Genomic DNA, 21,043 nt, shown 5'->3' with positions numbered 1-21,043 from the left:
ATCTTTTTAAGCGCCAAATACTGGATTTGGCAGCCTACAAATCGGTTGAAAACCTGAAAAATCGACATCCGTAGAAAGATACCCCGCCTTTACTGGCTCCTCTTTTACCAAATCAGTACTTAGGTATTTTTTGTTATCATCACACAATAGAGTGACCACTACAGCCTCATCACCCAACTCCTGCTGCAATTTAATTGCTCCGATCACATTTGCTCCCGATGAGATACCAACAGCCAGCCCCAATTGCCGCGATAGTTTTTGCGCCATGATAATAGAGTCACCGTCATTCGCACATACGACGGTATCGAGTTCATCCAAATCCACGATCGCAGGAATAAATTCATCGGATATGCCCTGTATACGATGTGAGCCCACTTTATGTCCTGTCGTCAACGTAGGACTTTCTGCCGGTTCCAACGGATGTACACGGACACTTGGATTTACCTTTCGCAAGGCCCGGCCCACACCCATGACGGTGCCACCTGTGCCCACTCCTGCCACAAAAGCGTCTGCAACCAGCCCTTGTTCTTCCAACTGCTTAACGATCTCGTAACCCGTGGTTTTCTCATGCGCTTCGGCATTGTACTGATTTTCGAATTGTCTCGGCAAAAAAACACCACCTTGCGCCGCAAGCTCTTCACTTAAACGGATACTTCCCAAGAATCCACCTTCCTCTTTGCTTATCAACTGAATATCAGCTCCCATACTCCGAATAATATCGGTACGTTCCTTACTCAGCCAGTTCGGCATAATAATCTTTACCTGATGACCGAGGGCCTTACCGATTGCTGAAAAAGCAATGCCTGTGTTCCCGCTTGTTGCTTCAATGACAACATCCGTTGGGCGGATCTGACAATTCATATAAGCTTTATACAAAATATAAAGCGCCATCCTATCCTTTATGCTGCCGGTTAGATTGTAGTTCTCACATTTCACGAAAATCCGTCCCGGTTTACCGCTGTAAGTATACTGTAATTCCAACATGGGTGTATTCCCTACCAATCTCCATAGATGTTTGAATCTCTTGTCCAATGCAGGCGACAAACATGCACTTAATAATTCTTGTTCAGCCATTTCTTATAAATGATTATTCTGTTGCAAAATTGACTATTGACAAGATAATATTCAATACAACATCATAAATTCAAGAAAAATTAAATTAAAACTCACATAAGTCAATAAATAATTCAGAACAATACCGTATTTTTACAGCTGCACCGAAAATATTCAGATTATGGAATTGGATGAAATAGATGTAAAATTATTACGCCTTCTGCAACAGGATGCATCACTTAGCAATAAAGAACTATCTTTTGAGCTCAACAAATCTATAGCAGCTGTGCATGAGCGCGTTAGAAAACTTAAACGACTAGGCTATATCAAAAAAACAGTCGCAATTCTGGATCGACATAAGATCGGCATTGGACTGATCTCCTTTTCCCAGGTGTTTCTGAAAGCGCACACTTTTGAAGTGTTAAATGAATTTGAAAAAGAGGTAGCTAAATTTCCGGAGGTTATGGAATGTTATCAAATGGCAGGTTCTTATGACTTTATGTTGCGCATTGCAACCAAAGATATGGATGCCTATCATATTTTTCTGCGGCATCGGCTGGCCGTATTGCCTCAGGTAAACACTGTTCAGACCTATTTCGTATTATCAGAGACAAAAAGCGAAACCGCTTACCCCCTTTAATGTCGTATGACAAACAAAACCTTCATGACTTCGCAGACACCGACAGGAATGAAAGCGAGATAAGGTTCTTTCTAGCCAATAGGATCAGACATTTTTAGAAAAAATCATTGCTGTATTGACCTGAAAAAGGAATCTAGACCAATACAGCAATGAACGGTGATTAATCGAACAATAGGGTACCCGTCACATTCCAGCTGCTGAAACTTGTCCCTTCCGGGGCTCCCTGTGGAATCTGCACCTGCATCTTGTAATCTCCGGCTTTTAAATCACCCAAATCAATGTAGATTGGCGGCGTCACGGTACCGGGGCACCAATTGGAACGGCTTAGATCTGAAGATGACAGACCTGTAGCGAAATTGCCTGAAGCTGGATTCGACAAGCGATACGAGCCACAATCATTCCGCCAAGGCGTGTATTTAAAGCGCAAGGAATCGTTCAGAAAAATACGGTTTTCTTTAGGGACAAACTCATCACCGTTTCCCCAGCCTCCATGTCCTGTGGTAATATAGCGTAATTGCACGTTTTTAGCGTCCTGATCCAAATGAAACGAAACAGCAAGACCTTTCTCCTGATCAAACATAGATCCGTATTCCTGGCCTCCCATTTCCATCACGTTGGTAGTGGTGAACAAAGACATGGTCTTTTTCAATGTACCCTTCGACTCAGCATCAAACCCCGGATGGATGGTTAATTCCACACTCACTTCATGTCCGTTCTTATCGTAGTTGCCAATGAAGGCACCAATATAGACTTCCTGCTCACTCAGCATACCCGCCAACTCAGATACATCCTGGCGATAAAGGACCGAATCCTGCCAAACCTTATCCTTTAACTGAAGATAGTTAAACTGCTTAACACCAAAAGGTGTAAAGAAGCGCATCAGTTCAACAATCGGCTCAAAAGAAGCTGTTTTCACAATCCCTTGATAGGTTTTACCATTTCCGTTTTCATACTTCGGAAGCGTGTTCATCCCGTTTTTCATACCATCCAGAAAGCTCTGCGACTTGTTGACCGGGATCACAAATACCGAACCTGTACGATCATAGGCATCGCCCTTTGATTGTTCGATCAACTGGACAAATACGTTATCACTTGTTTTAATTTTGGGGATTTTCACCTTTTTCACGATCACGGTGCCATTGGCAAACCGCAAAATAGAATCTGATTTTGCATCATCCGAAAAACGGATCCTCTCCTTCCGGAAAACAGGTATCTGAATGAAACGATTTTTCCAAATGAGGTCCTTGTAGGAAAGTTCATCGTAAGGCTTTTCATTCCCTTTTAGCTTCAGCTGATCTGGCACTGTTTTTACTTTTTCCACTTTTGTGGCAAAGGTCCGCGTATTGCCATTGCGAATGACTTCAAGAACCAAACCAAGATCCTGTCCCAGTTCCGTAGGCGCCCCTTTTACCCCCAGTTTATCCGTGTACCAGACTTCAATCTTATTGGAATTGATGCTGGTTTCAACTTTCTTACACGGGTAGCCTAAGATCGTTTTGGTCTCATTGTTGGCATTAAATTTCTGTTTGGAAAGCGCAAGTGAATCTTTGGTAAGAATCAATGATCCATCTTTAAGTTTAGCTATTTTAAGCAAGGTATTGACGCCAGAACGCTCCACGACAACCCGTTCATAGGGAGGAGCCAGCTGTCCTTTCATCTCTTTCTCTGAACTAACAAAAGTCTCCTTCTCATTGGCATATACGAGAATAGCGTTTTGATTGGCAGGTGTATTCCCATTGAAACTTTGACTATATTGAATGACATAGCCCGGCAGCTTTTGTGCCTGTGAGGCCAATGACATACATAAAATAGCGGCAAAAAGGATACTTTTCTTCATATCATCTGTATTGGTTTAGATGCAAAAATAAGAAAGGCTTTAGGAATTCCTAAAGCCTTTCTTATTTTATGCTAAAACGTTTATTTAATTAGCCAGATATCCAGTAGATAAAACAGAGCAAAGATAACCGAAGCATAACCATTAGTCGTCATAAAGTCGCGGTTGACGCGGCTTAAATCTGTTGAAGAAAACAGGGTATGCTGATAGATCAGCAGCGCACCGTAAAAAACTACACCTAAATAATAAATCCAGCCTACTGGCATCAAAAACGCTGGTATCAAGATAAATATAAAGGAAAACACATGCAAGCATTCCGAAACACGCATCGCCCCTTTCGTTCCTAACCACACCGGTATAGAATTCAGATGGTTGGCGCGGTCAAATGCTTCATCCTGCAAAGCATAAATAATATCGAATCCACTCACCCAGGTCAATACCGCAAAGCCATATAACACCGGTACGGTAGCAAATTGCCCTGTGATAACCATATAGGCCCCTATTGGAGCCAATCCGAGTCCAGCCCCCAGCACAAGGTGGCATAATGGCGTGATGCGCTTCGTATAAGAATAAAAAAGCACAACAAAAAGCGCGACCGGCGAAAGCATAAAGCAAAGGGAATTGATAAAATATGTCGCGCCTACGAAGATCAGACAGTTTACGATCGTAAAAACTAACGCGTTTTTAGCAGAAATTTTTCCAGCTGGAATATCACGCATTGCCGTTCTTGGATTAATGGCATCAATATCTCGATCCAGATAGCGGTTGAATGCCATAGCTGCATTACGGGCCGTTACCATGCATACGAGCATCAGGCCTAATAATTTCCACGAAAATTCATATGTTGTTGTATGCAGTGCCAGAAAAAAACCGATAAAGGCAAATGGCAACGCAAATACACTGTGGGCAAATAAAACTAAGGATAAGTATTTTTTCATCTGAACTTAAAATCTAGGCTAAAACTGCTCGTTTCCATCAAGTTCAGGGCGGACAAATCGGCCATTAACTTCATCGATAGCCTCGAGAATAGGTTCATGCCCCATTTTCTTTTCTGCCGAAGTCAGGAAAATCGGCGGAACTTCCTCAAACCATTGCAGCAATGATTTTTTAAACTTAGCAATATTCGCATCGGATTTGACAGCCGACTGCTTATCGGCCTTTGTAAACACGAGCATAAATGGCAAACCGCACTCTCCCAACCAATAGCAGAAGTCCAAATCGATCTTTTGTGGTTCATGACGGCTATCTACCAATACAAAAACGCATTGCAGATTATCCCGATGGGTAAGATACCGACGGATAAATTTTTCCCATTCATTGCGGCTAGTTTTAGAGGCTTTAGCAAAACCATAACCGGGCAAATCCACCAAATACCATGTATCGTCGATGATAAAATGGTTGATCAACTGTGTCTTACCAGGCTTTTGAGAGGTCTTGGCAAGTCCTTTCTTGTTGGTCATTGCATTAATCAACGATGATTTACCGACATTTGAACGCCCGATAAAGGCGTATTCCGGCAAATTGGGTGCTGGTAATTTATCAACTCTCGTGTTACTGCACACGAATTCGGCTTTTTTCACTTCCATGGAACAAAGGTACATTAAATGAATCCCTTTGACAAGGTTTCTGCGGCTTCTATTCCAGAAAAAGCATCGCATCCAATTTTATAGCATAGACAGGAAAATGTCCTCAATTATTTTTAACTTTCATTTTCATAGCCTATTACATTTATTGAATGAAAAAATTGGCTATAAAAGGGAATAAATAGAAGATCATTAACCAAATAGAGAAAATCATTGAACGCTTCAAATTGAATAAGAAAATTCACTAATAAAATCGATCGAATTGCTGTAACAATCCGTTCGTATTTCATACTAATACTAAAAAAACAGTCATTTTTTGAGGAGAGCAACGCCTAATGCGGCACACTCAAAGAATAATTTAATTAAACCTTAAAAACAGATGTTACTCGAAATCAATCATGTCACCAAGGATTACGCCAATCACCGTGCATTGGACGATGTTTCCATTCAGATTCCAAAAGGAAAGATTTTTGGCCTATTGGGACCAAACGGAGCTGGTAAAACATCCCTGATCCGAATTATCAACCAAATTACGGCGCCAGATTCCGGTGAAATCTTGTTTAATGGCGAAACTTTGGGGCCACAGCATATTTCACAGATTGGCTATTTACCCGAGGAACGGGGCTTATATAAGAAAATGAAAATCGGTGACCAGATGCTCTATCTCGCCCAGCTTAAAGGACTTTCCAAGAAAGAAGCTCTGCTGCGCATCCACGATTGGTGCGAACGCCTCGATATTTTATCCTGGTGGGACAAGAAAATAGAAGATCTCAGTAAAGGGATGCAACAGAAAGTACAGTTTGTGGCTACAGTCATTCACCAGCCACAGTTAATTATCCTGGATGAACCTTTTTCTGGATTCGACCCCGTCAATGCCAATATCATCAAAGAACAAATTCTCCGATTGAACCAGGAAGGTGCAACGATTATCTTTTCTACCCATCGCATGGAGACTGTTGAAGAACTTTGCGACAACATCGCACTCATCAACCGATCAAAAAAAATATTAGATGGTTCGGTAAAAGCAATTAAAAAGGAATACCGCAATCAGACCTATAAGTTGGAATATATCGCTAACGAAGATAATTTTCTTCTCTCTGAAGATACCCTGTTTAAGGTATTGGAGTCAACTAAGTCTGAAAACACATACATCACTACAATTCAGCTAAATAACAATGTTCATATCAATGATGTATTAATACATTTCCTGCCGAAAATACAGCTCAATCAATTGATCGAGATCGTTCCTTCCATGTCAGATATCTTCATTCAGAAAGTTACTCAAGTCTCACCTCTATCTCAAAACCATGCATAAAATATTACTTATCATTCAAAGGGAGTACCTGTCCCGGGTCAAGAAAAAATCTTTTATTGTCATGACCTTTGCTGTGCCCCTATTCTTTTTTGCGCTGTATGCTGGCATGTTTTACCTGACAAAGAAAAGCTTTAAGGATGCCCACACCGAGGTATTTGTTATCGATAATCAGGGGGACTTTGCCGGAAAACTCCAAAGCAATAAAAATGTAAGCTACACCGTAAGCAAATTAGACCTGCAGGCACAGAAAGCCAAGCTCAGCCAAAGCGAAGGAAAACAGTCGATTCTGTACATCCCCAAAGATATACTCTCCGCCCAAAAAGCCGAACTCATTACCAGTGGAAAAACAAGTTTTGTCATCCAGGAGATCATCAGCGGACAGCTAGAGGAAATCATCCGTGAAAAGGAATATAAATCCAAGGGAATCGACCTTCAGATCATCCAGTCCATTAAACCCAAAGTCACCATCGATGCCAAGGAAATAACAGCAGACGGGGAAGAAAAAAACAGCAATACAGCCATCGCAATGGGTCTAGGTGTTGCTCTTGCGATCTTGGTATACCTCTCGCTATTCCTCTATGGAGCGCAGGTAATGCGTGGCATTATAGAAGAAAAAAGCAATCGGATCATCGAAGTTATCATCTCCTCGGTCAAACCCTTTCAGCTTATGATGGGTAAAATTGTGGGAATTGGCATGGTCGGGCTCACGCAATTTGTCATGTGGCTGATACTTACGGGCGGCCTCTTTATCACAGCGACGATATCGTTTGTCAACCCCCAAGATATGCAGGAGGTTGCCGCAAGCCAGCCCGGGGCAGCCAATATGAGTACCGTATCGAAAGCAGTCGCTCAGAACGATTCGGCTTCTATTCTTTCTTCGATACAGAGCTTTAACTTCACAGAAGTCATCATCTTCTTCTTTCTATTTTTTATCGCCGGATACCTGCTTTATAGCGCGATTTTCGCTGCGGCGGGTTCAGCCGTCGACAATGAGACAGAGGCCAATCAATTTTCAATGCCCATTACGATGCCTTTGCTCTTGACCTATATCCTTTCTTTCGGTGTCATTATCAATGACCCGAATGGTCCGATTGCGACTTGGCTGAGCTTTATTCCGTTCACCTCGCCTATTGCGATGCTGGTCAGGATACCTTTTGGGGTACCGTTATGGCAGATATTGACGTCCTTAACCTTACTTATATTAACCTTCCTATTGATCACTTGGGTCGCAGCACGTATCTACCGTGTCGGTATCCTGATCTACGGAAAAAAAGCAAGCCTTAAAGAAATTATCAAATGGTTTAACTACAAAGGTTGAGATGATCAAAAAAGCCCGAATTGCGAGCAGTTCGGGCTTTTTTTTAAATGCATATATTACGTATCGGAAGATCTCGTCCTACATAGGCCGCTGACCATCAATACGGCACAGTTAATAGCGTAATTTCAATTTTTTAAAGACAAAATGCCATAACCATATCGGTCCCACCATCAAAAATTGCAGGAATTGCTGCCCCGTAACTTTCCTTTTTTCCTTTCCCTTACCCAAAAACAGTATGATGATGGATACTAATGCAATAGCCAAACACACCCAGATTACAGCAGGGCCACCATTTTTTTGCGCATATTCCAGCTGCACGATAAAATAACTCATGCCCCCGATAGAGAATAAAATCGCATAAGATAAGGTTGCTGAAAGCTTTAAATAATAGTAGATAACAACGGCAATGAAGAAAGAACCCCAGTTCAGAAAAGTATGCCAATTGAGTTTGACCAAGAATTCAAATTGAGGAAAAGGGATCATCCAGATACAGCCCATAATACCAAAAAATAATAACGGCAAAAAGATGGCCTGAATAACACGGTTGGCTGGATCTTGAAAATTAGCATCCAATTCTGCAAAATATTTATCTACGGGACGCAGAGGTTCAGCTTCTGGAACTTTCTTCTTTTGTTTCATTCGGCAAATTTAACAAATATTGGACATGCCTCGCTCCTCCGAGGGAATAATTTGCTATTTTTTAGTCTGCCGCAAGTCATTATATACTTTCAAGCTTCACAGACTCGCTTACTCCTATACTATTCCGTAATATTGCAGCATGAAGTCTTATAAACATATCTTATTCGATCTTGACGGAACACTCACTGACCCTGCAGAAGGTATCACCAAATGTATTGCTTATGCACTGGAATCGAAAGGAATCCAGACAGCAGACCTAAACAGTCTCAAAGCTTTGATCGGTCCACCGCTCAAAGATTTTTTATGCATACTTTTGGCTTTGAGGAAAACGAAGCAATCACCTGTGTCGAAAAATATCGGGAACGCTTTTCGACAGTGGGATTATATGAGAATATACTGTTTGATCGAGTACCCGAACTTTTGGAACAACTAAAATCAAGAGATTACCACATCTACCTAGCCACATCGAAACCTGAAATATTCGCAAAAAAAATATTGAGTCATTTTGCAATCGATCAATATTTTGATTTTGCAGGCGGAAGTGCTTTGGATGATTCCAGACCGACAAAAACCAGTGTCATCCAGTATGTCATGGAAAACACCGGGCTGACGGATCCCCAAAACTGCATCATGGTCGGCGATCGTAAACATGACTTAATTGGCGCTCGAGAAACGGGAATGGATGCAATAGGAGTTCTGTATGGCTATGGCAACCGAACGGAACTCGAAGGGGAATCGCCCACCTATTTATTGCATAGCGTAGCAGATTTAATTGAATTTTTCGAATAATAAAAAAGCTCCAATCAGCAGATTGGAGCTTTTTTATTATTGTTGACCTCGATAGATCTATTTCGCGTAAGACACAGATCTTGTCTCGCGGATTACAGTAACTTTAATTTGTCCCGGATAAGTCATTTCCGTTTGGATACGGTTGGAGATATCAGCGGCCAATATTTCTGATTGCGCATCAGATACTTTTTCGCTTTCCACGATCACACGAAGCTCACGTCCAGCTTGTATCGCAAAGGTTTTTTCAACGCCAGGATAAGATAGCGCCAAATCTTCTAACTCTTTCAGACGTTTGATATAACTTTCTACAACCTCACGGCGTGCACCTGGACGTGCACCAGAAATGGCGTCACAGGCTTGAACGACCGGAGATATTAAAGCGGTCATCTCGATCTCATCGTGGTGAGCTCCGATGGCATTACATACATCCGGATGTTCCTTATATTTTTCAGCAAGCTGCATACCTAAGATGGCGTGTGGCAATTCTGGGTTATCGTCAGGCACTTTTCCAATATCATGCAGTAATCCAGCACGTTTTGCGTGTTTAACATTCAGGCCTAGCTCTGCAGCCATTGTAGCAGCAAAATTAGCAACCTCACGCGAGTGTTGTAAAAGATTTTGTCCATAAGACGAACGGTAACGCATACGACCTACCATACGAATCAATTCAGGGTGTAAGCCATGTATTCCCAAATCGATCGCGGTACGTTCACCAATTTCAACGATTTCATCCTCTATTTGCGTCCGCGTCTTAGCAACAACCTCTTCAATACGTGCCGGGTGGATACGTCCATCTGTTACCAAACGGTGTAAAGCCAAGCGGGCAATCTCACGACGAACAGGATCAAAACCAGATAAGATAATAGCCTCCGGCGTATCATCTACGATAATCTCCACACCAGTTGCAGCTTCAAGAGCACGGATATTACGACCTTCACGACCAATAATACGACCTTTGATCTCGTCATTTTCAATATTGAAAATAGAAACCGTATTTTCGATGGCAGATTCCGTTGCTGTACGCTGAATTGTCTGGATAACAACTTTCTTTGCTTCTTTTGTTGCTGTCAATTTCGCCTCATCCACGATATCCTTGATTTGAATCATCGCTTGTGAGCGTGCTTCTTCACGCAAAGAATCCACCAGCTGGTTTTTCGCCTCGTCAGCAGTAACGCCAGCGATGCTCTCCAATTGTTTAATCTGTTGTAATTTGAGCGTTTCTACTTCTTCGGATTTCTTTTCATTCAATTCAACTAATTTATCCAGCTGTTTTTTCTTCGTATCCACATCTTGCTTATCGCGATTGATGTTTTCCAGCTTTTGGTTAATTGACTGTTCTTTTTGTCTTAACGTATTTTCCTTTTGGTTGATGGTATTATTACGTTGATTGACTTCCTTTTCGTGTTCAGATTTTAATTGAAGGAACTTTTCTTTGGCCTCTAACAGGCGTTTCTTTTTAATGTGTTCCCCTTCCTGCTCTGCATCTTTCAGTATGCTATTTACCTTATCCTTGGCTTCCTGTTCTTGTTTTTTAAATAACAGAACCAATAGATAACGACCTATAACAACACCAACAATCAGAGAAATTATGCTATAAATTGCGATGTCCATGTATGTATAATTGTATTATGTATGTTTGTTTTTATTAATTATTTTAAATTCCAGTATAAATCAATCGGCCCTATTCCGCAGTTTCTCTTCAAACTGCAACGGAGCCTCCCGGCTCATGATCAAGGCTTCATGACAAAAAAAAACCGCAATTAAATTTAAACAGGTCTCATGTATTATTAAACTTCGTGATTACATAATTAGGCTTAGATTATGACCCAGATGGCTTTCGCAAAATGGCCTATATCTTTTTGCGCCTGTAATATTGAAGCGTTAAGTTTAAAATAGTGACAACCCGAATTTAATTGCGGCAAATTCGTCGTTTAAGCTCTAAATATAAAGAACGTAAATTTATTTTTTAAAGAAATCCGTCAACAACTGATCAAGTTCCTGTACTGAATTTTCCAGCCCCACTTCGTGGTTCTGGGATTGCCGCTCTGCATTTAGCATACGCGTCGCAAATTGCAATACACACATGGACAACAAATCCTGCTTATCTCTCACAGTATAGTTTTCCTGCAATTCCTTTACTTTTTCATTTATCAATTTCGCAGCATGCCGAATTACTTCTTCTTCCGCGCTCTCCACCCTCAGGGGATAGACACGATCTGCGATATTTATTTTTATGGAAATCTCTCCCATTTCTTTGAGCTTTTTAACGTTGTATTAGTTTCAATCCGATAACACGTATTCCAACTACTTCAACAAACTAATACACTTGTCTATTTCTCGCACAAAATCGTTAATTTTTTGTTTTGTGTCAAGTATTTTTTCATTAATTGCTTCCTTATCCGTTTCAGAATCTAACGTACGGGCTACAGCCAGTGCTTTGACCTTCTCTTCCAATTGCTTGCTCTTATCGTTGCTCGCATCGAAAGCTACTTTTAAGGATTGTACCTCTAATTTAAGCAAATCATTTTCTTCTTGCAAGACTTCGCACAATTGAATTAAATTTTTCGTTTTCTCAACGATTAGATTCATTTGTGAAGACAATGTTGCCATATTATAAATTGAATATTACCAATTAATGTTGTTTCTCTAATTAACCGCGCACTTCTGCGCCTAGTTCCTTCTCAAAATTAACAATTAATTTTTGAACTATCGCATCAATTTGCTTATCCGTAAGTGTTTTTTCTTCGTCCTGCAAGATAAAGCTCAGAGCATAAGACTTTTTCCCCGCCGGAATTTTATCACCTTTATAGACATCAAACACATTTACCTCCTTCAGAAGCTTACGTTCGGTCTTTTGCGCAATAAATTGCAGCTTGTCAAAGCTCACATTTTCGTCGATCAAAAGTGATAGATCTCGACGTACAGCAGGGAATTTGGACACTTCTTTATATTGGATGCTATTTTTGCGAATAATTTTCATCAAAACATCCCAATCGAAGTCTGCAAAGAAAACCTGACCTTCTACATCTGCCTTTTTCAGATCGGCATCAGCAACAGCACCGAAAGAAACCAGGCATTTTTGCCCTTTCATATAGGATAAACCATAAGCAAAATGCTTGTTCGAAGCATCCTGGATTTGGATTCCTTCGATTTTCAAACGCTTGACAAGGGTGTCCACTGCCGCTTTTAGATGATAGAAACTAACACCTTCTTTCTTGTTGTTCCATTGCTCCGGCTCATTTTTTCCTGTCAATGCAAAAACAAGATGCTGCGTCTCTTTATATCCTTCTCCGTCCAATGCATAAGTCTTCCCAAATTCAAAGAACTTGAGATCGAAATTTCTTCTTTTCTGATTATATTCAACCGCGTTCAAAACAGAAAACACCATGTTTTGACGCATTGTATCCAAATCGGAACTCAATGGATTAAACAGCTTTACTGCTGTTTCAGGTTCATCAGCATAATCCAGTTTCGTTAATGAATTGGATAAGATTTCACGAAATCCATTGGCAATTAGCAGATCCGCCAATTGATTTAGAACGACTTCCTTCTCCGGTTTCTCAACCGTATTTAAAGAGGCTTTAATTTGTGATTTCAACTCGATATTGTTGTAACCATAAATCCGCAATACCTCTTCAACAACATCCACTTCACGTGTGACATCTACGCGATAAGCTGGCACCAAAACATCAAGTCCCGCTTCGGTTTCGGCAGCAACTTCAATCCCCAAGGCTACGATAATCGATTTGATTTCGTCATTTGGAATAGCCTGTCCGATGAGACGAACCACATTTGCATAACTTACATGAAATGAAAATGGTTTGATCTCGACAGGATATTCATCTTTTAAAGTCGATGAAATAGTTCCACCAGCGATTTCCTGAATCAATAAAGCCGCACGTTTTAGCGCTTCAACCGTCATATTAGGATCAGTACCACGTTCGAAACGGAAAGATGCGTCAGTTTTTAGTCCATGTCTTTTGGAGGTTTTACGAACCGAAACAGCATTGAAATAAGCCGATTCCAAAAATACATTTGTTGTTTCTGCAGAAACACCGGAAAATGCACCACCAAAAACACCCGCAATACACATCGGTTTTTCAGCGTCGGCAATCACCAAGTCCTCTGCAGACAAGGTACGCTCTACCCCATCCAGGGTAACAAATTTCTCACCCTCAGTCGCAAGACGAACAAGGACTTTATTTCCAGCAATTTTATCGGCATCAAAAGCATGAAGCGGCTGTCCTAAATCATGTAAAATGTAATTCGTAACGTCTACTATATTATTGATCGGACGAACGCCGATCACATTTAATTTTTCTTTTAACCAGTCTGGAGATTCAGCAACCTGAACGCCACTGATATTAATACCGCTGTAACGAGGACTCGCCTGCGCATTGTCGACAACCACAGCTGTTCCCTCGGCCGCACCTGCTTTGAATGCCGAAACATCTGCTTTCAGCAGCTGTGTGCGAGAATGTGCCGCAATATCCCTTGCAACGCCTAAATGGGAAGCTGCATCCGCACGATTAGGGGTTAAACCGATCTCGTAACGGTAATCATCCTGAATATTATAATGATCTTTAACCAGTGTACCTACCGCAACATCGGCCGGCAACTCAACAATACCGGCATGTGAAGTACCCAAACCAATTTCGTCTTCGCCACATAACATACCTTCGGAAACCTCGCCACGGATTTTAGATTTTGTGATTTTAAAAGGCTCTCCTGACATCGGATGACAAGTTGTACCAACAGTGGCAACAATGACCTTTAAACCTGTACGGCAATTTGGTGCGCCACATACGATATGTAAGAGCTCCGGACCGCCTACATCAACGGTAGTTACTCTCAATTTATCTGCATTCGGGTGTTGTTCACAAGTTTTCACTTCACCAACGACCAAGCCATCTAATCCACCTGGGATACTCTGTACAACGTCCAAAGCCTCTACTTCCAATCCTGTATTTGTCAGAATCAAAGAGAGTTCTTCTGGAGTCGAATCTATATTAACGTGTTGTTTTAACCAATTATATGAAATATTCATCTCGAATTTGATTTGATGCACAAACTTAGATAAATTTGAGTTTATATCCAACGTCAATTTACCCTTCATCAACAGTTAGTCTGAATTTAATGCAGTAGGTAGGCTCCTCAAAAGACCTCATTAAGCTAGGCAGCAAGCGATTTTATCTTTTTTGAAAAAGTTGATAAGATAGGAACAAGTTAGCTATCTGGGCCCTAGATTCATACCGAAGGAAGAGATCGTATGAAGGAGTTCATAAACCCCATCCCAAGGATAATTCTAGTTATTCATAGGTGATGAATGCTGCGAATGTAGGGTCTTTCCCCGAACGAAACGAATGCAAATATTAATTATAACTTTTATTTACATGAATTAACACAACTTTACACTTATTTACACAAAACAGCAATTTTGGCCTTTTCCAGTAAACGCAACCTGAGCCTATTTTTTAATGAAAATTCAAGCATTTCCATCAAAATAAATATGTAACTTTGTGCTTTAAATTTGAAGAACGTTCAAAACAAACACTTATAATGATTCATTTCTTTGAGAACCCATCGAACACTGTATATGGTGTTCAAAGCGTAAACTCTTTATCACAAGAAGACATTACTAAACTCAACTGGCTATTCGGCAACGCCAAAAAACTTGACGACCAAAACCTTAACCATTACTTTGTAGGACCCCGCGCAGCGATGGTCACTCCTTGGAGTACCAACGCTGTAGAAATCACACAAAATATGGGTATCCAAGGAATTGTTCGCATCGAAGAATTTCAACCGGTACCAGCAGATTTCAATGACTTCGATCCAATGATTTCGCAAAAGTTCAGTATGTTGACACAGGACATGTATACTGTCAACATCACACCTGAACCGATATTGGAAATCGAAGACATCGATGCTTACAATAAATCTGAAGGGCTGGCACTAAATCCAGAAGAAGTCGACTATCTCAATAACCTATCGACCAAATTGGGCCGTCTGTTGACAGACTCTGAAGTGTTTGCTTTTTCGCAGGCTAATTCTGAACACTGTAGACACAAAATTTTCAATGGTACCTTTATCATTGATGGCGAAGAACAACCTACTTCCCTATTTAAATTAATCAAAAAAACTTCTGAAACCAATCCCAACGAGATTGTTTCAGCCTATAAAGATAACGTTGCCTTTATTAAAGGCCCTCGTGTGACACAATTTGCACCAAAATCTGCAGACAAGCCTGATTTTTACGAAGAGAAATCATTTGATTCTGTCTTATCTGTAAAAGCAGAAACACACAATTTCCCAACGACTGTTGAACCTTTTTCTGGAGCAGCAACTGGATCTGGCGGTGAGATTCGTGACCGTATGGCTGGTGGCCAGGGAGCAATTCCTTTGGCTGGTACAGCTGTCTATATGACGGCTTATTCCCGATTGGAACAAAACAAACTGAACCTCCAGTCAGGAACAGTGACCGAACCAGCAAAAGACCTAAACAAAACACGTCCATGGGAAAATGCAGTGCAGGAGCGTCAATGGTTGTACCAAACACCTGTAGACATTCTGATCAAAGCTTCCAATGGTGCTTCGGACTTCGGCAATAAATTTGGTCAGCCTTTGATTACAGGATCTGTACTGACCTTCGAGCATGAAGAGGACGGCCGTAAACTTGGCTACGATAAAGTCATTATGCAAGCTGGTGGTGTAGGTTATGGAAAATTAGATCAAGCAAAAAAACATACGCCAAAAACTGGAGATAAAGTTGTTATCCTAGGTGGTGAAAATTACCGCATCGGAATGGGTGGAGCTGCAGTATCTTCTGCAGATACAGGAGCATTTGGCTCTGGAATTGAGCTTAATGCGATTCAACGTTCCAATCCCGAAATGCAAAAACGTGCAGCGAATGCTGTTCGTGGTTTAGTAGAGTCCGATCATAACCCAATTGTCTCTATCCATGATCATGGTGCAGGTGGCCACTTAAACTGTTTATCTGAACTTGTTGAAGAGACGGGAGGTTTAATTGACCTGGATGCACTTCCTGTAGGAGATCCTACATTATCGGCAAAAGAAATTATCGGTAATGAATCGCAAGAACGTATGGGGCTTGTGATCGCTGAAGATGATATTGATATATTAAGACGTGTTGCAGATCGCGAACGTGCACCAATGTACACTGTAGGTGATGTCACTGGTGACCACCGCTTTACTTTCGAATCGAAAAGTACAGGTGAAAAACCAATGGATTACGCCCTTGAAGATTTCTTTGGTTCATCGCCAAAAACTTTCATGCGCGATAAAACCGTCGTTCGCAATTATGCTGATCTTGCTTATGATGCAGCCGACATTCCAAACTACTTAAACCAAGTATTACAACTGGAAGCTGTTGCTTCGAAAGATTGGTTAACCAATAAAGTAGACCGTTGTGTTGGTGGCCGTGTTGCCAAACAACAATGTGCAGGTCCATTGCAATTGGCGTTGAACAACGTCGGTGTTATGGCTCTTGACTATAAAGGTAAAGAAGGTATTGCGACAACAATAGGTCACTCCCCTGTTGCTGCCTTGGTGGATCCGGCGGCGGCAAGTAGAACGGCTATTGCCGAATCGCTTTCCAACATCGTATTTGCGCCAATCAAAAATGGCCTTGCAGGAATCTCCCTATCGGCCAACTGGATGTGGGCGGCCAATAATGAGGGAGAAGATGCGCGCTTATACCAAGCTGTTAAAGCCTGCTCGGATTTTGCCATTGCATTGGGAATCAATATCCCAACGGGAAAAGATTCTTTGTCGATGAAGCAAAAATATCCAAACGGCGAAAACGTCATTGCCCCAGGCACATTGATCATTTCTGCCGCAGGAAATTGTACGGATATCACAAAAGTGGTAGAACCTGTGCTGAACAAAAAGGCCGGATCGATCTATTACATCAACTTATCAAAAGATCAGTTCAAATTAGGCGGTTCGTCATTTGCGCAAATCATCAATAAATTAGGTACTGAAGTACCGACCATTCAAGATGCTGCTTATTTCAAAACAGCATTCAATACGGTACAGCAATTAATTAACGAAGGACAGATCGAAGCTGGTCATGACGTCGGATCGGGGGGCTTAATTACCACCTTATTGGAAATGACCTTTGCCGATGTTAATCTTGGCGCCAACTATGACCTTTCAGCATTAAATGAATCGGATAGCGTAAAAGCCTTCTTTAATGAGAATATTGCACTTGTCCTGCAGGCGAAAGACGACGCTGCTTTTGAAGCAATTGTCAAGGCAGCTGCTGTGGACGCGGTTAAAATTGGTCAGGTGACCGAAGGTAATACGGTAACGATTAAAAATCAAGAAGCGGTATTCAGCTTTGATGTCGCAGCAACACGTGATGTATGGTCTACAACATCATTCCTTTTGGATTCAAAGCAATCTAAAAATGGAACAGCACAACAACGTTTCGATAATTATAAAAATCAACCGCTAGCCTTTACTTTCCCGAGTCAATTTGATGGTAAGAAACCGCATATTGACGGAACTAAAGCTCGTCCGAAAGCTGCAATCCTTCGTGAGAAGGGTTCCAACTCCGAACGCGAAATGGCAAATGCCATGTTCTTGGCAGGATTTGACGTGAAAGATGTACACATGACTGATTTGATATCTGGCCGTGAAACGTTGGAAGATATTCAATTTATCGGTGCTGTCGGTGGTTTCTCCAACTCAGATGTATTGGGTTCGGCAAAAGGATGGGCCGGTGCTTTCCTTTACAACGAAAAAGCGAAGAAAGCGCTAACTGATTTCTTTGCCCGTCCAGACACACTTTCGGTCGGTATCTGTAACGGTTGCCAGTTATTCATGGAACTTGAAATGATTAACCCAGAACATGAAGTTCACGGAAAAATGCTACACAATACTTCCGGAAAACACGAGTCAAACTTTGTATCTGTAAAAGTTCAGGAAAACAATTCCATCATGTTATCGACACTGGCGGGAAGTACATTGGGTGTTTGGATCTCACATGGTGAAGGAAAATTCAATCTTCCGTATGCTGAAGAGCAATACAATATTGTTGCGAAGTATGCATATGAACAATATCCGCACAATCCAAATGGTTCAGACTATAATACAGCGATGGTATGTGACAAAACTGGACGCCACTTGGCAACCATGCCACATATTGAACGCTCTGTTTTCCAATGGCATTGGGCAAACTATCCTAAAGGCCGTCAAGACGAAGTCTCTCCTTGGATAGAGGCATTCGTTAATGCGCGCCAATGGATTGACAACCAAAGCAAATAAAAAAAGAAAAAACTCCTTCATATATGAAGGAGTTTTTTTTTAAATATCCCGTTTATATCCAGGTTTGTTCATCATCTGGTCAAGAGAATATTTTCCAGAGCCCATGACCATAAAGAAGATCAACAAACAGCATACGACTATAGAAAGCCACAATTCGGAATTCAAATAACTAAACCCGTTGGTGATATTAACAAAAAATACAGCTCCGACCAGCACTGGAAATAATAGCAGCGAAGCCAAACGGGTTTGAAAACCTAAAATAAGAAACAGTCCACCGACTAAATGGGTAAAAACCACATAGTGCACAGCACCCCACGATGACAGGTGGAAACTGCTCTGCTCAATCATGTGCTGAACAACATCCCTGTCGTTTACGAAACTTACACCTTTGGCAAAAATAACTACCCCAAGTGCAATTCTGAGGTAATCAATCCATTGCGGATGATGTGCATCTCCCCAATGTTCAATTTTGTGTATCAGGTTCATAATATACCTCCTTTTATAGATGGTTATAAGCTAATAACAGTTGAAAAGTAAAAAAGTTGTTCACAAGAGATGATTCACTATCAAAATGTTACGAAGAGAATACATAGCCACCCTCCTACGCCATACTTCGGCTAAGGTAACCTCATTGGCAAATGAGCGCCCACACTCTTTTTAAAATCAATCAACGAAACCGTAGGTTAGGAGAAAAAAAGTCGAATAACAAAATCCCAAAACGCGGTTGTCAGTAGCCCCACAACAATACTAAAGCCGATGACCAGATTGACCAGTTTCGTATTCAAATGATATTGTTCGGCAATAATACCTGAAGTTACCAAGGTTGGCATAGCTGCTTCAAAAATGCTGATCCTTGCAACCGATCCCTTTACCCCCAGCAATAAAGCAAACATGCAGACAAGCAGCGGTGCCAAAATCAGCTTATAGGTCATCGCTGTACTGATTTGCGATGCTTGCTGTCTCCAGCCATCGAACTTAAGCTGCAGACCAATAGAGAACAGCGCCAAGGGTCCCACTGTAGCAACGAGCTTATCGAAAAAAGGCTCGGCAACCGAAAGGTCGACAAATCGAGATAGCAGCAATGCGGCTGTGCAGCCGATTAAAGGAGGAAAGCTAATCAGCTTTCGAAGCATAAATGTCACATCAATTGTCTCACCTTCATGTACATTAGCTTTGAGTGCATTGATAATTCCTGCAGTAGAAAGCAGCACAAATGTGGTCTGATCACAGATAATCGCAATGGGCAGCTGCGCCTCACCAAAATAAGCAATAATCAGCGGGAAACCGATAAAAGAAGTGTTACTGTATCCTGCCGCCAGCTCCAAACTGCTTCGTGAACGTTGCTTATAGTTTTTGCGTTTACAGTATAATTCCATAAATAACCAACTACCTGCCCAAACTAAGATCGCAGAAAACACCGGGAACAGGAGCTCAGAAGACCATACGATCTTCGGAATATATTTGAAAGACACCGCCGGCAAGGCAAAATAGAGAATCCAGGTATTGATTCCTTTGTGCGCTTCGGAATGAATTAAATTTGTTCTCCGCAACAGCATTCCTGCTGCGATACAAAATGCTATCATTATAAAATTAACCATGTTTTCTTACCATTTTATCCGACACAAAAGTGCAATAGAACGCGAGGTAAAAACATGTACAAATACATTATTTTTATGTACATTTAACCATAAATAGATTGAATTGCCATGCGAAAAAAACAGTTTGAGCCTTTATTGATCAGTGAATTTATTGAGGACAACTTTCATTTGCCGCCGCATGAGCAGAATTATTATGAACTTGTGTATATACGCTCCGGTAAAGGGAGTCACGTGATCAACAAATTTGAACTGGATTATGAACGTGGGGATGTTTTTTTGATCAGCCCTGCCGACAGGCACTATTTTAAAATCGCAGAAAAAACACATTTTCTATTTATTCTATTTACGGACAACTACTTCCTCCAGAATAAACGAAACCAAAAGCTCTATGCCTGGATCATGGAATTGATGAATGATAGAGCGCTTAAAGAACGCAAATTGGTGATGGACGAGCATTATCGCCTCATGTATTCACATCTTATGGAAGCAATCCGATTGTATGCCGCCACCGCAATTAGCCAAAGTTCCGAATGGCTGTTTGACCAGCTTGTCGCGATATTTGGGCTCTATAAAGAAATATCAGAAATACAGCGGTCCCCTCAGTATCAGGAGCTTTTCATCGACCGTTCCATTTCTGCTTATATCCATCAGCATATTTTTACGCCCGATTTGCTTCAGGTCAAAACACTTGCACAAAAATTCAACATCGCCCCATCCTACTTTGGTATCTACTTTAAAAAAAACTTCGGGACAAGTTTAAGGGCCTACATCAATACCTATCGCATCGAACTGATCGAAAACAGAATCAAGTCCAAAGACTACACCTTGAAACAAATTGCGGCAGAACTGGGATTTATTGATGAAAGCCACCTCTCCCATTTTTATAAACGTGTGAAAGGTTTTAGTCCACTTAGCTACCGGAAAAGCCTAAATAAATAGCCATTGTTCCCAAACAAAGGCTTTTTATGAATTCCATAAACGAG

Annotated in this window: 17 protein-coding genes and 1 pseudogene; 7 read left to right on the top strand and 11 right to left on the bottom strand. The window is 41.2% G+C overall.

Annotation, left to right across the window (positions count from 1 at the left end):
- Positions 1 to 6 precede the first annotated feature (6 nt).
- Complete coding sequence (locus AB1Z56_RS03325) at positions 7 to 1,074, bottom strand: PLP-dependent cysteine synthase family protein (protein WP_426791068.1); 1,068 nt, start codon at positions 1,072 to 1,074, stop codon at positions 7 to 9.
- A 160-nt stretch (positions 1,075 to 1,234) separates the two neighbouring features.
- Between AB1Z56_RS03325 and AB1Z56_RS03320 the strand changes: the two genes are divergently transcribed.
- Positions 1,235 to 1,693 carry an Lrp/AsnC family transcriptional regulator gene (locus AB1Z56_RS03320; RefSeq protein ID WP_408733542.1) on the top strand — a complete coding sequence of 153 codons (459 nt, stop codon included), beginning with the start codon at positions 1,235 to 1,237 and terminating at the stop codon, positions 1,691 to 1,693.
- A 160-nt stretch (positions 1,694 to 1,853) separates the two neighbouring features.
- Here AB1Z56_RS03320 and AB1Z56_RS03315 read toward each other — a convergent pair whose 3' ends face one another.
- The 3 genes from AB1Z56_RS03315 to yihA all read right to left on the bottom strand — a co-directional run bounded on the left by AB1Z56_RS03315 (position 1,854) and on the right by yihA (position 5,113).
- A complete protein-coding gene (locus AB1Z56_RS03315) occupies positions 1,854 to 3,530 on the bottom strand; it encodes a PNGase F N-terminal domain-containing protein (protein WP_426791067.1) in 1,677 nt (558 codons plus the stop codon).
- A gap of 80 nt (positions 3,531 to 3,610) precedes the next feature.
- On the bottom strand, positions 3,611 to 4,465 hold the full coding sequence (locus AB1Z56_RS03310; protein ID WP_309361504.1) for a UbiA-like polyprenyltransferase: 855 nt from the start codon (positions 4,463 to 4,465) through the stop codon (positions 3,611 to 3,613).
- A gap of 18 nt (positions 4,466 to 4,483) precedes the next feature.
- Complete coding sequence (yihA, locus tag AB1Z56_RS03305; RefSeq protein ID WP_309361506.1) at positions 4,484 to 5,113, bottom strand: ribosome biogenesis GTP-binding protein YihA/YsxC; 630 nt, start codon at positions 5,111 to 5,113, stop codon at positions 4,484 to 4,486.
- Positions 5,114 to 5,489: 376 nt separating this feature from the next.
- On the opposite strand from yihA, the gene AB1Z56_RS03300 reads away from it, so the two are divergent.
- Complete coding sequence (locus AB1Z56_RS03300; RefSeq protein WP_426791066.1) at positions 5,490 to 6,425, top strand: ABC transporter ATP-binding protein; 936 nt, start codon at positions 5,490 to 5,492, stop codon at positions 6,423 to 6,425.
- Positions 6,418 to 7,743 (top strand): ABC transporter permease, encoded by a 1,326-nt coding sequence (locus AB1Z56_RS03295; protein ID WP_426791065.1) that lies wholly within the window; start codon positions 6,418 to 6,420, stop codon positions 7,741 to 7,743. The genes AB1Z56_RS03300 and AB1Z56_RS03295 overlap by 8 nt, the downstream gene beginning before the upstream one ends.
- Positions 7,744 to 7,854: 111 nt before the next feature.
- Here the strand turns inward: AB1Z56_RS03295 and AB1Z56_RS03290 are convergent, their stop codons facing one another.
- Positions 7,855 to 8,382 carry a hypothetical protein gene (locus AB1Z56_RS03290; protein WP_426791064.1) on the bottom strand — a complete coding sequence of 176 codons (528 nt, stop codon included), beginning with the start codon at positions 8,380 to 8,382 and terminating at the stop codon, positions 7,855 to 7,857.
- A 139-nt stretch (positions 8,383 to 8,521) separates the two neighbouring features.
- On the opposite strand from AB1Z56_RS03290, the pseudogene AB1Z56_RS03285 reads away from it, so the two are divergent.
- Both AB1Z56_RS03285 and AB1Z56_RS03280 read left to right on the top strand, forming a co-directional pair.
- Positions 8,522 to 9,018: pseudogene (locus AB1Z56_RS03285) on the top strand (HAD hydrolase-like protein); the annotation flags it as partial.
- Positions 9,013 to 9,171: an HAD hydrolase-like protein gene (locus AB1Z56_RS03280; protein ID WP_426792379.1), complete on the top strand. Its 159-nt coding sequence runs from the start codon at positions 9,013 to 9,015 to the stop codon at positions 9,169 to 9,171. The pseudogene AB1Z56_RS03285 and the gene AB1Z56_RS03280, both read left to right, overlap by 6 nt.
- 57 nt (positions 9,172 to 9,228) lie before the next feature.
- On the opposite strand, the gene rny is transcribed toward AB1Z56_RS03280, so the two are convergent.
- The 4 genes from rny to pheT all read right to left on the bottom strand — a co-directional run bounded on the left by rny (position 9,229) and on the right by pheT (position 14,218).
- Entirely contained in the window at positions 9,229 to 10,782 is a 1,554-nt protein-coding gene (gene rny, locus AB1Z56_RS03275) for a ribonuclease Y (protein WP_088161054.1), read from the bottom strand.
- A 348-nt stretch (positions 10,783 to 11,130) separates the two neighbouring features.
- Positions 11,131 to 11,421, bottom strand: a complete 291-nt coding sequence (locus AB1Z56_RS03270; RefSeq protein ID WP_046675831.1) for a cell division protein ZapA — start codon at positions 11,419 to 11,421, stop codon at positions 11,131 to 11,133.
- A 54-nt stretch (positions 11,422 to 11,475) separates the two neighbouring features.
- Entirely contained in the window at positions 11,476 to 11,781 is a 306-nt protein-coding gene (locus AB1Z56_RS03265; protein ID WP_046675830.1) for a hypothetical protein, read from the bottom strand.
- A 40-nt stretch (positions 11,782 to 11,821) separates the two neighbouring features.
- A complete protein-coding gene (gene pheT, locus AB1Z56_RS03260; RefSeq protein WP_313265872.1) occupies positions 11,822 to 14,218 on the bottom strand; it encodes a phenylalanine--tRNA ligase subunit beta in 2,397 nt (798 codons plus the stop codon).
- 512 nt (positions 14,219 to 14,730) lie between these two features.
- Here pheT and purL point away from each other — a divergent pair.
- Positions 14,731 to 18,462, top strand: coding sequence for a phosphoribosylformylglycinamidine synthase (purL, locus tag AB1Z56_RS03255; protein WP_426791063.1), 3,732 nt, complete (start codon positions 14,731 to 14,733; stop codon positions 18,460 to 18,462).
- A gap of 39 nt (positions 18,463 to 18,501) precedes the next feature.
- Here the strand turns inward: purL and AB1Z56_RS03250 are convergent, their stop codons facing one another.
- Both AB1Z56_RS03250 and AB1Z56_RS03245 read right to left on the bottom strand, forming a co-directional pair.
- Complete coding sequence (locus AB1Z56_RS03250; RefSeq protein ID WP_309361524.1) at positions 18,502 to 18,948, bottom strand: DoxX family protein; 447 nt, start codon at positions 18,946 to 18,948, stop codon at positions 18,502 to 18,504.
- A 197-nt stretch (positions 18,949 to 19,145) separates the two neighbouring features.
- Positions 19,146 to 20,060, bottom strand: coding sequence for an AEC family transporter (locus AB1Z56_RS03245; protein WP_313265876.1), 915 nt, complete (start codon positions 20,058 to 20,060; stop codon positions 19,146 to 19,148).
- Between the two features lie 108 nt (positions 20,061 to 20,168).
- Between AB1Z56_RS03245 and AB1Z56_RS03240 the strand changes: the two genes are divergently transcribed.
- Complete coding sequence (locus tag AB1Z56_RS03240) at positions 20,169 to 20,999, top strand: AraC family transcriptional regulator (protein ID WP_309361528.1); 831 nt, start codon at positions 20,169 to 20,171, stop codon at positions 20,997 to 20,999.
- Positions 21,000 to 21,043: the final 44 nt, after the last annotated feature.

Source organism: Sphingobacterium sp. WOUb80 (assembly GCF_050058145.1).
In the GTDB taxonomy this organism is placed as follows: domain Bacteria; phylum Bacteroidota; class Bacteroidia; order Sphingobacteriales; family Sphingobacteriaceae; genus Sphingobacterium.
The sequence above is the reverse complement of the archived record's forward strand: the minus strand, read 5'-3'. Positions and strand labels throughout refer to the sequence as shown.

Bases quoted from the DNA above. Each gene is read 5' to 3' on its own strand.
- AB1Z56_RS03290 (WP_426791064.1), bottom strand. From the start codon at position 8,382: ATGAAACAAAAGAAGAAAGTTCCAGAAGCTGAACCTCTGCGTCCCGTA.
- AB1Z56_RS03240 (WP_309361528.1), top strand. From the start codon at position 20,169: ATGCGAAAAAAACAGTTTGAGCCTTTATTGATCAGTGAATTTATTGAG.
- pheT (WP_313265872.1), bottom strand. From the start codon at position 14,218: ATGAATATTTCATATAATTGGTTAAAACAACACGTTAATATAGATTCG.
- AB1Z56_RS03300 (WP_426791066.1), top strand. From the start codon at position 5,490: ATGTTACTCGAAATCAATCATGTCACCAAGGATTACGCCAATCACCGT.
- AB1Z56_RS03280 (WP_426792379.1), top strand. From the start codon at position 9,013: ATGGTCGGCGATCGTAAACATGACTTAATTGGCGCTCGAGAAACGGGA.
- AB1Z56_RS03315 (WP_426791067.1), bottom strand. From the start codon at position 3,530: ATGAAGAAAAGTATCCTTTTTGCCGCTATTTTATGTATGTCATTGGCC.
- rny (WP_088161054.1), bottom strand. From the start codon at position 10,782: ATGGACATCGCAATTTATAGCATAATTTCTCTGATTGTTGGTGTTGTT.
- AB1Z56_RS03320 (WP_408733542.1), top strand. From the start codon at position 1,235: ATGGAATTGGATGAAATAGATGTAAAATTATTACGCCTTCTGCAACAG.
- yihA (WP_309361506.1), bottom strand. From the start codon at position 5,113: ATGGAAGTGAAAAAAGCCGAATTCGTGTGCAGTAACACGAGAGTTGAT.
- AB1Z56_RS03295 (WP_426791065.1), top strand. From the start codon at position 6,418: ATGCATAAAATATTACTTATCATTCAAAGGGAGTACCTGTCCCGGGTC.
- AB1Z56_RS03270 (WP_046675831.1), bottom strand. From the start codon at position 11,421: ATGGGAGAGATTTCCATAAAAATAAATATCGCAGATCGTGTCTATCCC.
- AB1Z56_RS03250 (WP_309361524.1), bottom strand. From the start codon at position 18,948: ATGAACCTGATACACAAAATTGAACATTGGGGAGATGCACATCATCCG.
- AB1Z56_RS03325 (WP_426791068.1), bottom strand. From the start codon at position 1,074: ATGGCTGAACAAGAATTATTAAGTGCATGTTTGTCGCCTGCATTGGAC.
- AB1Z56_RS03245 (WP_313265876.1), bottom strand. From the start codon at position 20,060: ATGGTTAATTTTATAATGATAGCATTTTGTATCGCAGCAGGAATGCTG.
- AB1Z56_RS03310 (WP_309361504.1), bottom strand. From the start codon at position 4,465: ATGAAAAAATACTTATCCTTAGTTTTATTTGCCCACAGTGTATTTGCG.
- purL (WP_426791063.1), top strand. From the start codon at position 14,731: ATGATTCATTTCTTTGAGAACCCATCGAACACTGTATATGGTGTTCAA.
- AB1Z56_RS03265 (WP_046675830.1), bottom strand. From the start codon at position 11,781: ATGGCAACATTGTCTTCACAAATGAATCTAATCGTTGAGAAAACGAAA.